Origin of the sequence: Cobetia sp. AM6 (assembly GCF_009617955.1) — a bacterium.
Classification (GTDB): domain Bacteria; phylum Pseudomonadota; class Gammaproteobacteria; order Pseudomonadales; family Halomonadaceae; genus Cobetia; species Cobetia amphilecti.
This window is the reverse complement of record NZ_AP021868.1, coordinates 3,604,368-3,618,985: the sequence shown is the minus strand read 5'-3', so window position 1 is coordinate 3,618,985 and position 14,618 is coordinate 3,604,368. Positions and strand designations below refer to the sequence as shown.

Sequence of the window (14,618 nt, the reverse complement as noted above, 5' to 3'; positions counted from 1 at the left end):
CCTGTCAGGTTTTCCATGAATACATCGTCCTCGTTCGAGGACACAAGGAGGACGAACGATTGCACAGCCAGACCGATAGCCGTGAAGTGGCCAGGGAGCGTGTTCATATCGTGGCGGCGCAGCCGCAGCATGCCGCGGATCAGGCCGAGGTGTTCTACCAGGCCGTCATGCAGGGCGCTGCCGGTCATTATGATCTGGCGCAGCGCCAGCAGTGGGCCGCGCGTGTCCCGCGCGACGCCGAACGCTGGGCCGCGCGTCAGCATCGCTTCGAGGTGCTGGTCGCGGAGCGTGATGGTCGCTGCATCGGCTTCTGCGAGTACGCCCCCGAATGGCCGCTGGCGCGCATCGAGATGCTTTACGTCTATCCGAGTCTGATGGGGCAGGGCATCGGCAGCCAGTTGCTGGCGGCGGCCGAGCGCGACCTGCGTGAGCGCAAGGTGCGCGTGATGAGTCTGGAGGCCAGCTTGACGCTGTCGCCGGGCCTGGCCCGCCGTGGCTGGCACAGCCTGGGGCTTGAGCACGTCAAGCGCGATGGCATCTGTCTCAAGCGCGAGCGCTTCGAGAAACGTCTCGACGAGTGACGCGTGCGTCACGGTGATATCGGAAATGAAGACGCCCCCGCCGGTCGCCCGGTGGGGGCGTCTTGTGTCTGGCATGTTGTCGCGTCTGGCATGGTGTCGCGTCTGGCATGGTGTCGCGTCTGGCATGGTGTCAGGCATGCCGCGTGATCAGACGATCAGGCCATGGTGTCGACGATGCCGCCTTCCACGCGCAGTGCGGCGCCGGTGGTGGCGCTGGCCTGCTCGGAGGCAGCGTAGACGCTCATGTTGGCGACTTCCTCGGGGCTTGCCAGGCGCTGCAGGATGGAGGTCGGGCGGGCCTGCTTGACGAAGTCGGCCTCGACCTCCTCAAGTGCCTTGCCTTGCTCCTCGGCGTTCTGCTTGAGCATCTCGAGCACGCCCTCGGAGCGGGTCGGCCCCGGCAGGATGGCGTTGACGGTCACCCGAGTGCCGGACAGCACCTTGGCGAGCCCGCGCGAGACGGACTGCACCGCGGATTTGGTCATGCCGTAGTGGACCATCTCGCTGGGGATGTTGAGCGCCGATTCGCTGGACAGGAACTGGATGCGGCCCCAGTCGCGCTCCTTCATGCCGCGCGCATAATGGCGGGACAGGCGTACCGCCGACATCACGTTGACCTGGAAGAACTGCTCCCAGGTGTCGTCGTCGGTGTCGAAGAAATCCTGCGGGGCGAAGATGCCGACATTGTTGATCAGGATGTCGGTGTCCGGCACGGCGCGGATCAGCGTGTCGCAGCCTTCGCGTGTGCCCAGGTCCGCGGCCACGCCCTGTACCTCGCTGCCGGGCGCCTTGTCTCTGAGGCTGGCGACGGCCTCATCGACACGCACCTGGGTGCGGCCGGTCAAGGTGACGCTGGCGCCTGCGCGGGCAAGCCCTGTGGCGATGGCGAAGCCGATACCGGCAGTGGAACCACTGATGATGGCGCTGCGGCCGCGTAGATCAATCTGCATGCAAACCTCCTTGCAGGGAGCGACGGCGACGAGAGCCCAGGCGGGTGCCTCGAGCCGTGTCGCTTTCGTCATCCGAGTGTGCTCATTGCGTGGCGATGCCGAACGCGCAATGCAAGGGGGGGGAGTGGCGGTGCAGATCAGATCTTGCGCAGATGCATGTGGCGCAATACCCCGCCGGGGCCGAGGTCGCGGTCCTCGAGTCGCTGCACCGCATGGCCCTCCAGCAGGTTGTCCAGCGGCACATTGAGGTTGGTCGCCACCAGCCGAGCCAGAGGATTGAGCAGACGACGCAGTCGCCCGGCCGGGCGATTGCCGCGCAGGCCCTTGTCGAGCAGCGACAGCTCGCCATCACTGGCCAGCACGCGCAGCGCTTCATCGAAGGCGCGCTGGGGCTGGGGCACCACGGCGATGATCAGGTGGGCGATGACGACATCGAAATAGCCATCGGGGAAGTCGAGCGCCATGGCGTCGCCCGGCTTGACGTTGGCATCGAAGCCCAGCGTCTCGGCACGCTCGCGACAGCGGCGCAGCATGGCGGGGGAGGCGTCGATCACCTCGAGTTCGATGTCACGGGGCAGGAAGGGCAGGTCGAGCCCGGTGCCGCCGCCGAGCAGCAGCACGCGGGTGCCCGCCTGGATATCGAGAGTCGCGATGGCGTCGCGCCGCGCGGAGCGCAGGATGCGGGCGGCCACACGGTCATAGATCGGCGCGTAGAGACTCCAGCGGCGCGTCTGCCAGCCGCCGCCTGATGCCCTGGGGGCTTCAGGTGGCGGCTGATGAGGAGATGGCGGGGACATGGGGCGCCTCCCTGGCGGCATGGCAATGTGTCGTGACAGATGGGCCGGCGTCAGTGGCGACCTCTGCAGGACAGGAGCTGGCCAGCAGGAAGGCATTCACCTGTCGTTGGCTAGCGGGTCTCGACAGTGTAGATGCGCATCGACAGGTCGATGGAGGTCACGTCCTTGGTCAGTGCGCCGATCGAGATGCAATCCACGCCGGTGGCGGCGATACCCGGCAGGGTCGCCTCGCTGACGTTGCCGGAGGCTTCCAGCACGGCCGGCTTGGCATGCGCCTTGTTGCGCGCCACGGCCTCGATGAGCTGATCGTTGTCGAAGTTGTCGAGCATGATGACGTCGGCACCGGCATCCAGCGCCTGGGCCAGCTCCTCGAAATTCTCGACTTCCACTTCGCAGGTGACGTCGGAGGCGATGTCGCGCGCCTCACGTACCGCCGCCGCGATGCTGCCACAGGCGGCGATATGGTTTTCCTTGATCAGGAAGGCGTCATAGAGGCCGATGCGATGATTGTGGCCACCGCCGCAGCTGACGGCGTACTTCTGGGCGACACGCATGCCCGGCAGGGTCTTGCGGGTATCGAGCAGGCGCACGCCACTGCCCTCGACCAGCGAGGCATAGTGGCTGGCGCGGGTCGCGGTGCCGGAGAGCGTCTGCAGCAGGTTGAGCGCCGCACGCTCGCCGGTCAGCAGCGAGCGTGCCGGGCCTTCCAGCTCCAGGAAGGGCGCGTCGGCCTCGAGGCGATCACCGTCGCTGGCCAGCCACTTGAGGCTGACGCGCGGATCGAGGCGCCGAAACAGCTCATCGACCCAGGGCACACCGCACAGGATGGCCGGTTCGCGGCTGATCACGCGCGCCTTGGCCCACTGGCGCTCCGGAATCAATTCGGCGGTGATATCGCCACCGCCGACATCCTCGGCGAGCAGGCGGGCGGCGCTGGTACGGATATCCTCGGCGAGGGCGTCGTGGAAGTTCATGCGCGTCTGATCCTTGTACGAAGAGTGCTGCCGGAGCCGGGGTCTGTGCGTGTGCCAGGGCAGTGGCACAGACCCGTGGCTGCCGAGCATGCCATAATGTGCGCCATTATAGGAAAAGCCACGCGAGCGGTCAGTCCCCGCGTGCGACGACCTTCCCGTCTGGAGTCTTCGATGCCCCCCTTGTCCTCTTCCCCGCGGTCGGGCCACCTGACGCGTCTGGCGGTCACCCCCGAGCACTGGCTGGAGAGCGCCCGTCAGGTGCCGTCTCCCAATCACAATGCTCGTCCCGAGGGAGAAGTCTCGGCGCTGGTGCTGCATTCCATCAGCCTGCCGCCCGGACGCTTCGGCGGCCCGGCCATCGAGCAGCTGTTCACCAATCAGCTCGACCCCGGTGCCCATCCCTACTTTGCCGATATCCATCAGCTGCGCGTCTCGGCGCACGTGCTGATCCAGCGCGACGGTCGCCTGGTGCAGTTCGTGCCCTTCGATCGTCGTGCCTGGCACGCCGGGCGCTCGCGTTGGCATGACGGTCAGCGTGAACGCGTCGAACTCAATGACTTCACCATCGGCATCGAGCTCGAGGGCGATGAGGTGCATCCCTATCGTGATGTCCAATATCGCACCCTGGCACGCACCGTGGCCGGCCTGATGGCGAGCTATCCCGCGCTGACGCGCGAGCGCATCACCTCGCATGCGCGGATTGCGCCGTTGCGCAAGACGGATCCTGGCCCGGCCTTCGATTGGGCTTACTTCGATCGCCTGCTGGACGACATTCAGGACTAAGGTCGCAGGTGTCTCGCGATGGTGCATTGCAGCATTGTGTGGCGTCTCCAGGCAGGAAACGCCCAGTGGCGGGGCGCGTTGGTAGTTTTACTACATCACGGCTATCGAGGGCGGCTCAGTCTGGCGTATGAGTCCCGACCGCAAGGCGCATGAGGCCAGTGCTGCCGCGGGGCAGCCAAGCATTGCACCTGCCCGGTGAGTCTTGCTGCCCTGAATTGGCACGCGGGGGTGTTTGCGGTATCTTTCACGCCAAATGACTGCATCTTGTGCCCTGCTTTGGCGCAGGATGCGCGTCGAGATTGACGGCCGGCAAGACCCGGTCACGACAGGTCTATCGGAGATGCGACCCACTCAGAAGGTCGTGCCCACACTGAAGAGCGCCACTGGTTTCGATATCGCTGTTCGTCGAAACGTTTGACAAAAAATTTCTTCACTCGGAGAGACGTCTATGAGTCTGGAGGCAAGAGAAGATCTCGATCCGATCGAAACCACGGAATGGTTGGACTCCCTGGAATCGGTTCTGGATCGTGAGGGTGAGGATCGTGCCCAGTACCTGATGTCACGCCTGGCCGACCGCCTGCGTCGTGATGGCCATCAGGTGCCCTTCTCGGTGACCACGCCCCATCGCAACAGTATCCCCGTGCACCGCGAAGCGCGCATGCCGGGCGACCTGTTCATGGAGCGTCGTATCCGTTCGCTTATCCGTTACAACGCCATCGCTCAGGTGATCCGCAACAACCGTGCCCACAAGGGCCTGGGCGGTCACATCTCGAGCTTCATGTCCAGTGCGACGCTTTACGACGTAGGCTTCAACCACTTCTTCCGTGCACCGGAAGGAGATTTCGAAGGCGATCTGCTTTACATCCAGGGTCACGTGGCGCCGGGCATCTACGCCCGTTCCTTCCTGGAAGGTCGTCTCAGCCAGGAGCAGATGGACAGCTTCCGTCAGGAAGTCGACGGCAACGGCCTGTCTTCCTATCCGCACCCGTGGCTGATGCCGGATTACTGGCAGTTCCCGACCGTCTCCATGGGTCTGGGCCCGATCCAGGCGATCTACCAGGCGCACGTCATGAAGTACCTCAACTCGCGTGAGTTGAAGTCCATGTACGACCGCAAGGTGTGGTGCTTCATGGGTGACGGCGAGTGTGACGAGCCGGAATCCCTGGGTGCCATCTCGCTGGCTGGCCGCGAGAACCTCGACAACCTGATCTTCGTCATCAACTGCAACCTGCAGCGTCTTGACGGTCCGGTGCGCGGCAACGGCCGCATCATGGACGAGCTGGAAGGTGTCTTCCGTGGTGCCGACTGGAACGTGCTCAAGGTCACCTGGGGTCGCTTCTGGGATCCGCTCTTCGAACAGGACAAGAAAGGCATCCTGCAGAAGCGCATGGACGAAGCGGTCGACGGCGACTACCAGAACTACAAGGCCAATGGCGGCGCGTACACGCGTGAGCACTTCTTCGGCAAGTACCCGGAGACGGCCGATCTGGTCAAGGACATGTCAGACGACGATATCTGGCGTCTGAACCGTGGTGGCCACGACCCGTACAAGGTCTACGCGGCGTATCACGAAGCGGTCAACAACGCCAATGGTCGTCCGACCGTCATCCTGGCGCACACCGTCAAGGGTTACGGCATGGGCATGGGCGATGGCGAAGCGGCCAACGAAGCCCACCAGGTCAAGACCATGGAACACGAAGCGCTGAAGACATTCCGCGATCGCTTCGGTATTCCGCTGACCGACGAGCAGCTCGAGGAAGTGCCGTACTACAAGCCGGCGGACGACAGCCCGGAAATGAAGTACATGCACCTCATGCGCGAACGTCTGAACGGCTACCTGCCGCAGCGTCGCACCGAGTATGAAACGCTGGAAATCCCGCCGCTGGACGACAAGATCTTCGCGTCCCAGCTCAAGGGTTCCAACGGCCGCGAAGTGTCCACCACCATGGCCTTCGTGCGCGTGCTCAACGGCCTGGTCAAGCACAAGACCCTCGGCGAGCGTGTCGTGCCGATCATTCCTGACGAAGCGCGTACCTTCGGCATGGAAGGCATGTTCCGTCAGCTGGGCATCTACACCGCGGCAGGCCAGAAGTATGAGCCGGTCGACAAGGGTCAGATCATGTATTACCGCGAGGACCAGAAAGGTCAGGTCCTCGAGGAAGGTATCTCCGAAGCAGGCGCCATGTCTGCGTGGGTGGCGGCGGCAACGTCCTACGCCAACCACAACCTGCCGCTGATGCCGTTCTACGTCTACTACTCGATGTTCGGCTTCCAGCGCATCGGTGACCTGGCGTGGGCCGCAGGCGACCTGCAGGCACGTGGCTTCCTGGTCGGCGGCACTGCCGGTCGTACCACCCTGAACGGTGAAGGTCTGCAGCACCAGGATGGCCACAGCCATATCCTGGCCTCGACCATCCCGAACTGCCGCACCTACGACCCGACCTACGCTCACGAAGTGGCGGTCATCGTGCAGGACGGCATGAAGCGCATGTTCGAGCAGCACGAGCCGGTCTTCTACTACCTGGCGGTGATGAACGAGAACTACGAGCAGCCAGCACTCGAGACGGTGCCCGCAGAGGACATCATCAAGGGGATGTACCTGCTCAAGGAAGGCGGCAAGGACGGCAAGGCACGCGTTCAGCTGCTGGGTTCCGGCACCATCCTGCGTGAAGTCGAGGCTGCCGCCGAGATGCTCAAGCAGGACTACGGTGTCGACGCCGACATCTGGAGCGTCACCAGCTTCAACGAGCTGCGTCGCGAAGCGCTGGAACTGGATCGTCAGGCCTTCCTCAAGCCGGAAGAGACCCCGGCCAAGCCGCACATCACTCAGTGTCTGGAAGGACGTGACGGCCCGGTCGTGGCTGCCACTGACTACATGAAGCTGTTTGCTGACCAGGTTCGTGCCTGGGTGCCGGCTGACTATCACGTGCTCGGTACCGACGGTTTCGGTCGTTCCGATACCCGCGAGAAGCTGCGTCACTTCTTCGAAGTCGACCGCAACTTCGTCACCGTCCAGGCCCTGAAGGCGCTGGCGGATCGTGGTGAGATCGACCGCAAGGTGGTCGCGGAAGCGATCAAGACCTACGGCATCGACCCCAACAAGCCGAATCCGCTGAACGTCTGAGCGGAGATCGCGGAACAGGCGAGCGGCACTCCCTCCTCGACATCATGATGATGCGCAGGTGATTCGGGTGTCGCTCCCCGTGCACGTTTTGGAAGGAGCACGATCTTGAGCAGCGAAATCATCAAGGTTCCCGACATTGGCGGTAGTTCCGATGTCGAGATCATCGAGATAGCGGTGGCGGTGGGAGATGTCATCTCCGCCGAAGACACCATGATCACTCTTGAGTCCGACAAGGCCAGCATGGATGTGCCGGCACCGAAGGGCGGCAAGGTGGTGAAGATTCTCGTCAAGGAAGGCGACACCGTCTCCGAAGGCGACGATATCCTGGAGCTGGAAGCCGAAGGCGGTGGTGACACCTCCTCTGACGCTTCTGACGAGCAGGAAGCGCCGAAGGAAGAGGCTCTCAAGCAGGAGGCCTCTGAGCAGCAAGCGCCGAAAGAGTCCGCACCTGCGCCGAAGGCCGCTTCCGGTGGCACCCAGACCGTCGACATCGTCGTGCCGGACCTGGGCGACTCCGAAGCCGTGCCGATCATCGAGATGGCCGTCTCCGAAGGCGATGAAGTCGACGCCGAAGATGCGCTGATCACGCTGGAATCCGACAAGGCCAGCATGGACGTCCCGAGCCCGCACAAGGGCAAGATCGTCAAGCTGACCGTCAAGGAAGGCGACAGCGTCGCTTCCGGCGACGTCATCGGTCAGATGGAAATCGCCGGTGAAGGCGGTGACAGCGCGTCTGATTCCGCGCCGGCCGAGCAGGCTTCTTCCTCCGAGTCCACCTCTGAAGACACGTCTTCCGAGGCACCGGCTGCTGAAGAAGAGCCGGCCTCCGGTGAGCCGGAGCGCAAGGAATTGCGTGTCCCGGATCTCTCCGGCAGCGACAGCGTGCCGATCATCGAGATGGCCGTGGCCGTCGGCGACGAGGTCAACGAGGAAGACGCGCTGATCACGCTCGAGTCCGACAAGGCGACCATGGACATCCCGAGCCCCTACAAGGGCAAGGTGGTGGAGCTTTCCGTCAAGGAAGGTGACACCGTCTCCGAGGGTGACCTGATCGGTTACATCGAGGTCGCGGGTGCCGCGCCTGCGCCGAAGGCTGCCAAGTCCGAAGCGCCGGCCGCTCCCAAGGCGGAGAAGAGCGAGCAGAAGCCGGCTCCGACACCGGCCGGTGCGCCGAGTCCGGAAGCCCAGATGGCCGCTCACAAGCCGAGCAAGGGTGCCAAGGTCCACGCAGGACCTGCGGTTCGCCTGCTGGCACGTGAGTTCGGTGTCGACCTGGCGGACGTCTCCGGCAGCGGTCCGAAGGGCCGTGTGGTGAAGGAAGATGTCCAGGCCTACGTCAAGCAGATGATGCAGAAGGCCAAGTCCGCACCGGCAGCCCCTGCCGCGCAGGCCACCGGCGGTGCCGGTATCCCGCAGGTGCCGGATCAGGACTTCAGCCAGTTCGGTGAGATCGAAGAGAAGAAGATGGGCCGCCTGATGAAGGCCGGTGCCACCAACCTGCATCGCAGCTGGCTCAACGTCCCGCACGTGACCCAGTTCGATGAAGCCGATATCACCGAGCTCGAGGCCTTCCGCAAGTCCATGAAGGCCGAGGCGGAAGCGGCAGGTGCCAAGCTCACGCCGCTGCCGTTCATGATCAAGGCGGCGGCTCACGCGCTGGCCAAGTATCCGCAGTTCAACGTCAGCCTCAAGGCCGACGGTGAGACCCTGGTGCACAAGAAGTACGTGCACATCGGTATCGCGGTGGATACGCCGGACGGCCTGATGGTGCCGGTGATCCGCAATGCGGATCAGAAGAGCCTGCTGGAGCTGGCCAAGGAATCCGTGGAACTGGCCAAGAAGGCGCAGACCAAGAAGCTCAAGCGCGAAGAGATGACCGGTGGTTGCTTCACCATCTCGAGCCTTGGCTCCATTGGCGGTACTGCCTTCACACCGATCGTCAACACGCCGGAAGTCGCCATCCTGGGCGTCTCCAAGGCGCAGATGAAGCCGGTGTGGGACGGCGCTGCCTTCCAGCCGCGTCTGATGATGCCGCTGTCGCTGTCCTACGATCACCGTGCGGTGAACGGGGCGGATGCAGCGCGCTTCACGGCGTATCTGGCTCAGGTGCTGACCGACGTGCGTCGCATGCTGCTCTGATGATGCCTGTGGCATGAAGCGCGGGTGCCGTGACCTTCCTGGAAGGTGAAGGCGCTCCTCGCTGACAGAACGGCCTCCTTCGGGAGGCCGTTTTTTTGTGCATGTCCGTTGGCGTGGCAGGGCGGCGACCGCTGTTGCTGCCCTGCACAACATGCGATGCTTCACGCCAACCTGCCGCGATCTGCCGCATCGTGCTGGCACGACCCGGAAAGGCCGGTTCTCGCAACACACAAGGAGCAAGACAATGGAATGGTTGATGGACCCTTCGGCATGGGTGGCCCTGGCGACCCTGACCGCGCTTGAGATCGTGCTGGGCATCGACAACATCATCTTCCTGTCGATTCTGGTCGCGCGGCTGCCCGAGTCCCAGCGTCAGCGCGGGCGCATGATCGGCCTGGGCCTGGCGATGGGCATGCGCATCGTGCTGTTGATGTCGCTGTCGTGGCTGATGTCGCTGACCGCGCCCCTGTTCAGCGTGGCCGACTTCAGCTTTTCGGGACGCGATCTGATTCTGGTCTTCGGGGGCCTGTTCCTGCTCGGCAAGAGCACCCACGAGATCCACGCCAACCTGGAAGGCGAAGACCCTGCCGAAGAGGGCGCGAAGAAGGGCAGCGCCAGCTTCATGGCAATCATGGTCCAGATCGCCTTGATCGATATCGTCTTCTCGCTGGATTCGGTGATCACGGCGGTGGGCATGGTCGATCACCTGATGGTGATGGTCATCGCCATCGTCATCTCGGTGGGCATCATGATGGTGGCCGCCAAGCCCATCGGCGATTTCGTCGATCGTCACCCGACCATCAAGATGCTGGCGCTGTCCTTCCTGATCATGGTCGGCATGATGCTGATGGTCGAAGGCTTCGGTGTCCACGTGCCCAAGGGCTACATCTACGTGGCGATGGCCTTCTCGCTGGCGGTGGAAATGCTCAACATCCGTCTGCGCAGCAAGCGCGCCAAGGCAGTGCGTCTGCGTCGCAGCAGCCAGGCGGAAGACGTCACCGAGTGAGACATTGGCACAGCAACGGCTGACATGACTCAGCCTGATCACGCCACGGCGACTGAGCAAGGTGGCCCGGCGTGAGTGGAAAGACGCCCTCTGCGACCGCGTGCCGCAGGGGGCGTTTTCGTATCATGACAGCCGTGTATGGCAGGTCGGCAACCGGCGAGGAGGGCGACAGGCCCTCCTGCGCGCCAAAACAGTGCCAAAGGGCGGCATACGCGCCTTTGGTGTGCTTGTGCCGGCGTCGTGTGAACGGTATCGTCAGCTCTACATTGCATGGCGATGACATAATGAGATCATCCGTGCGCGCCGTCGTTCTGCGCAGCACATATTGGTCCGCTGCCCATATTCATCCTGGTCATCGATACGCTCGATGCGTTCGGCCCTCATGAGGTAGTCGAGCGTCTCGACGCCGCGAGTTTCGCCGCTTCACCTCGATCGTGTCGACGACCAGAGCGCCTTGGATGGCTATCTGCCGCCGAGGGCAAGGTGCACCAGCGCCAGATGACCCTTTACACCCGTTTGATGCTTTTCATTTGCACACTCAAGGAGCAGTACCGATGCGTTTGATCCTGTTGGGCGCCCCCGGCGCCGGCAAGGGCACCCAGGCCCAGTTCATCTGCGAGCGTTTCAACATCCCGCAGATCTCTACCGGAGATATGCTGCGCGCCGCGGTCAAGGCCGGCAGCGAGCTGGGACTCAAGGTCAAGGAGATCATGAATACCGGCGGACTGGTGTCCGACGAGATCATCATCGCCCTGGTCAAGGAGCGCATCAGCCAGCCCGATTGCGAGAACGGCTTCCTGTTCGACGGCTTCCCGCGCACCATTCCGCAGGCTGACGCCATGAAGGAAGCGGGCGTGAAGCTGGACCACGTGGTCGAGATCGCCGTCGCTGATGAAGAGATCGTCAAGCGTCTGTCCGGTCGTCGTGTGCACCCGGATTCCGGTCGTGTCTACCACATCGAGTACAACCCGCCGCGCGAAGAAGGCAAGGACGACGTCACCGGCGAAGCCCTGATCCAGCGTGAGGACGACCGCGAAGCCACCGTGCGCAACCGTCTGTCCGTCTATCACGAGCAGACGGAACCGCTGGTCGAGTACTACTCCAGCTGGTCTGCCACTGGCGATGCCCAGGCACCTGCCTACCACCGCATCGAAGGCGTCGGCTCCGTCGACGACATTCGTGCTCAGCTGGTCAGCGCGCTGGAGCACTGATTGCCTGGCACGCCTCAGGTGGCTCAGCTGCAACAGATCTGATCGCGCTGGTGAAGCCGGCCGCCTGACGAAGAACGCCCGTAGACATTGTCTGCGGGCGTTTTTTTGTTCTTCGCCTACTGGCGCGAATCAGGAATCAGGCGTTGCGGCAGGCCGCTTGCCGGCGTGGGCGTGGGGGTTGCAGCAGGAGTGACGCCCGCGGCCGACACCAGCCGTGGACAGCCTGCGTCTTTTGCTGCCCGCGGGGGACGGGTAGAATCGCGTCACATTTTTCTGACGACGAACCGCCCATGACCACGCTTCTGGCCATCGATGCATCCTCTTCCGCCTGTTCCGTTGCCCTGTGGCAAGACGGCGTTGTTACTGCCGAGCGCTGTGAGGCTCCCCGTCAGCACACCCAGCGCATGATGCCGATGATCGAGGCGCTGCTGGCCGCTGCCGATCTGACCCTCAACGACCTCGATGCCCTGGCCTATGGCCACGGACCGGGCTCGTTCACCGGGTTGCGCATCGCCGCTGGCACCATCCAGGGCCTCGCCTTCGGTCTCGATGTGCCGGTGATCGGCGTCTCGACGCTGGCGGCCCTGTCACTGCAGGCCCACCGCCTGCATCACGCGCGTTTCGTGCTGCCGATGCTGGACGCACGCATGGGCGAGCTCTACACCGGCGCCTATCGCGTCGTGACGCGCGCTGACGGCGAGATAGAGGTCGAGCAGGTGCTACCCGAGCAGGTCTGCGCTCCGGGCCTGCTGGAGCTGCCTGCGGCTCTGCGTGAGCATGACTGGCTGGCGGTCGGCTCGGGACTGGTGATGCACGACGAGCTGCCCGAGAGCGTGCGTGCCAGCCTGGCGCTGCAACTGCCCGAGCCGCAACCGGATGCCGAGGCCATGGTGATGCTGGCCGCCCAGGCATATGCCCGCGGTGAAGCGGTGTCGGCGGTCGAGGCCCAGCCGGTCTATCTGCGCAATGAGGTGGCATGGCGCTGATGGCGCCAGGGATTGCCATCTCGTTGTGTCATCGTGGGTTCAGCCAAGGCTGACATAAGATTCGCGCATCATCATGTCGCGCCCGACACTCGCGGCGCGGCTTGACGCAAAGCGTTGTTCTGTCACTACGGCACGTGCAGTGCCACAGACGATGTCTGTCGTCCGTGTGGGCCACTGAGGCCCGTCTCTCTTAAAAGGATGTTTCATGGAACTCATGCATGTGGTGGCGTTGGCCGTCATTCAAGGTCTGACGGAATTTCTGCCGATTTCCTCCTCCGCCCACCTGATTCTGCCCTCCCAGGTGTTCGGCTGGCCGGACCAGGGGCTGGCGTTTGATGTCGCGGTACACGTCGGTACCTTGCTGGCCGTGGTGATGGCCTTCCGCAAGGATGTCGCCAATATTCTCGCTGGCTGGTTTGGCCAGTTCAGCGGCGGCGGCACGCTGGCGGCGCGCCAGACCGAAGACAGCCGTCTGGGCTGGGCGGTGTTGCTGGCGACGCTGCCGGCCGTGATCTTCGGCGGCCTGCTGGGCGATGTGGTGGAAACGGCCGGGCGCTCGATCGCGGTGATCGGTACCACCACCATCGTCTTCGGTCTGCTGCTGTGGTGGGCGGACGTCAAGGGCGCACGCACGCGTGACCTGGCGACGCTGACGCTCAAGGGCGCGCTGATCATCGGCCTGTTCCAGGCGCTGGCCCTGATTCCCGGCACCTCGCGTTCGGGCATCACCATCACCGCCGCGCTGCTGCTGGGCTTCGAGCGTCAGAGCGCTGCGCGCTTCTCCTTCCTGCTGTCGATTCCGCTGATCGTCGCGGCCGGCCTGCTCAAGGGCCTGGAGCTGATCGAGACCGGCAGTGAAGCGCAGCTGTTCGATGTCGCCCTCGGCGTGGTGCTGTCCTTCGTCTCCGCGCTGGTGTGCATCAAGCTGTTCCTCAAGGCCATCGACAGCATCGGCATGTTGCCCTTCGTCATCTACCGCCTGCTGCTGGGCATGATGCTGTTCGGCATGCTGTTGCTGCTGTAAGCCATGCGCGCGATGACGTAAGCTTGTCTCCTGACGGCGTCGCTCTTGCGGCGCCGTCGGCGTTTGTCAGCCTGATCGCATGCCATGCGAGTTTCCCTTTTCCTGCGTTCACCGTTTCGCTTCACCGTTTCTCATAGAGCCCATCCATGCTGCCACCCGAAGACTCCCTCGCTGCCCATGATGCAGCCGCCGATGCCGCTCCCGTGATCGCCATTGCCCGTTCACGGCTGCAAACGCGCCCGGAACTCGCCACGCTGGCGGCACATTTCGGTATCGCGCTGCGGGAAGATGACGAGATGCCGGCGCTCAAGCTCGAGGTGGCGCTGGACGAGCAGGGCGCACCGCGCCTGGTGATCGCCGGAGACGAGCGTGAATACGGCAAGCCGCTGTGCGTCGATTTCGTCGCCGGTCGTGCCGATCATCGCCGTCGTTTCGGCGGGGGGCGCAACCAGCTGATCGCACGGGCCTGTGGTCTGAACCGAGGCGTACTGCCGAGCATCGTCGATGCCACTGCAGGGCTCGGGCGTGATGCCTTCGTGCTGGCGAGTCTCGGGGCACCGGTATTGATGATCGAACGCGTGGCGGCCACGGCGGCGATTCTGGTCGATGGCCTGACCCGGGCACAGGGCTGTGCGGATGACGAGATTCGCGACATCGCGCTGCGCATGCAGGCGCTGCACGGTGATGCCACGCGGGAGCTCGGGGAGCTGGTGACGCAGTGGGACCAGCCGCCGCAGGTGGTGCATCTCGACCCGATGTACCCGCACCGTGACAAGTCGGCCCTGGTCAAGAAGGAGATGCGCGTCTTCCGCGCCCTGGCCGGTGATGATGCGGATGCCCCGGCGCTGCTCGAGGCGGCGCTGGAGGTCGCGACGCATCGCGTGGTGGTCAAGCGCCCACGCAAGGCCGAACCGATCGGCGGGCTCGCGCCGAGCCATGTGGTCGAGGAAAAGACCAGCCGCTACGACGTCTATGTGAAGCAGGCGCTGCGCTGACGCCTGACGATGGCGTCAGCGATGTAAAAGCCTCCGCCAAACGCAAAA

The 14,618-nt window shown here is 64.0% G+C and carries 12 protein-coding genes; 9 read left to right on the top strand and 3 right to left on the bottom strand.

The annotated features are described in order from the left end of the window. Positions 1-59: 59 nt before the first annotated feature. A complete protein-coding gene (locus CLAM6_RS15095) occupies positions 60-581 on the top strand; it encodes a GNAT family N-acetyltransferase (RefSeq protein ID WP_052384567.1) in 522 nt (173 codons plus the stop codon). 155 nt (positions 582-736) lie between these two features. On the opposite strand, the gene CLAM6_RS15090 is transcribed toward CLAM6_RS15095, so the two are convergent. From CLAM6_RS15090 to nadC, 3 genes are all read right to left on the bottom strand, one after another. Beyond that, positions 737-1,531 (bottom strand): SDR family NAD(P)-dependent oxidoreductase, encoded by a 795-nt coding sequence (locus CLAM6_RS15090; RefSeq protein ID WP_153636540.1) that lies wholly within the window; start codon positions 1,529-1,531, stop codon positions 737-739. Between the two features lie 137 nt (positions 1,532-1,668). Then, positions 1,669-2,328 carry a class I SAM-dependent methyltransferase gene (locus tag CLAM6_RS15085; RefSeq protein WP_172978725.1) on the bottom strand — a complete coding sequence of 220 codons (660 nt, stop codon included), beginning with the start codon at positions 2,326-2,328 and terminating at the stop codon, positions 1,669-1,671. 110 nt (positions 2,329-2,438) lie between these two features. Next, positions 2,439-3,302 (bottom strand): carboxylating nicotinate-nucleotide diphosphorylase, encoded by an 864-nt coding sequence (gene nadC, locus CLAM6_RS15080; protein ID WP_054556845.1) that lies wholly within the window; start codon positions 3,300-3,302, stop codon positions 2,439-2,441. A gap of 171 nt (positions 3,303-3,473) precedes the next feature. On the opposite strand from nadC, the gene ampD reads away from it, so the two are divergent. From ampD to CLAM6_RS15040, 8 genes are all read left to right on the top strand, one after another. Next, positions 3,474-4,085, top strand: a complete 612-nt coding sequence (ampD, locus tag CLAM6_RS15075) for a 1,6-anhydro-N-acetylmuramyl-L-alanine amidase AmpD (protein WP_052384569.1) — start codon at positions 3,474-3,476, stop codon at positions 4,083-4,085. Positions 4,086-4,533: 448 nt separating this feature from the next. Continuing rightward, positions 4,534-7,209, top strand: a complete 2,676-nt coding sequence (aceE, locus tag CLAM6_RS15070) for a pyruvate dehydrogenase (acetyl-transferring), homodimeric type (RefSeq protein ID WP_043333779.1) — start codon at positions 4,534-4,536, stop codon at positions 7,207-7,209. Between the two features lie 105 nt (positions 7,210-7,314). Further along, entirely contained in the window at positions 7,315-9,348 is a 2,034-nt protein-coding gene (aceF, locus tag CLAM6_RS15065; protein WP_153636538.1) for a pyruvate dehydrogenase complex dihydrolipoyllysine-residue acetyltransferase, read from the top strand. A 244-nt stretch (positions 9,349-9,592) separates the two neighbouring features. Continuing rightward, the gene (locus tag CLAM6_RS15060) at positions 9,593-10,354 is read left to right on the top strand and encodes a TerC family protein (protein WP_043333781.1); all 762 of its coding nucleotides are present in this window, start codon (positions 9,593-9,595) and stop codon (positions 10,352-10,354) included. 554 nt (positions 10,355-10,908) lie between these two features. Then, positions 10,909-11,565 (top strand): adenylate kinase, encoded by a 657-nt coding sequence (adk, locus tag CLAM6_RS15055; RefSeq protein WP_131432716.1) that lies wholly within the window; start codon positions 10,909-10,911, stop codon positions 11,563-11,565. A 290-nt stretch (positions 11,566-11,855) separates the two neighbouring features. Then, positions 11,856-12,551, top strand: coding sequence for a tRNA (adenosine(37)-N6)-threonylcarbamoyltransferase complex dimerization subunit type 1 TsaB (tsaB, locus tag CLAM6_RS15050; RefSeq protein ID WP_054556848.1), 696 nt, complete (start codon positions 11,856-11,858; stop codon positions 12,549-12,551). 205 nt (positions 12,552-12,756) lie between these two features. Continuing rightward, complete coding sequence (locus tag CLAM6_RS15045; RefSeq protein ID WP_054556849.1) at positions 12,757-13,575, top strand: undecaprenyl-diphosphate phosphatase; 819 nt, start codon at positions 12,757-12,759, stop codon at positions 13,573-13,575. Positions 13,576-13,871: 296 nt separating this feature from the next. Continuing rightward, the gene (locus CLAM6_RS15040; protein WP_153636984.1) at positions 13,872-14,570 is read left to right on the top strand and encodes a class I SAM-dependent methyltransferase; all 699 of its coding nucleotides are present in this window, start codon (positions 13,872-13,874) and stop codon (positions 14,568-14,570) included. The last annotated feature ends 48 nt before the right edge of the window (positions 14,571-14,618 follow it).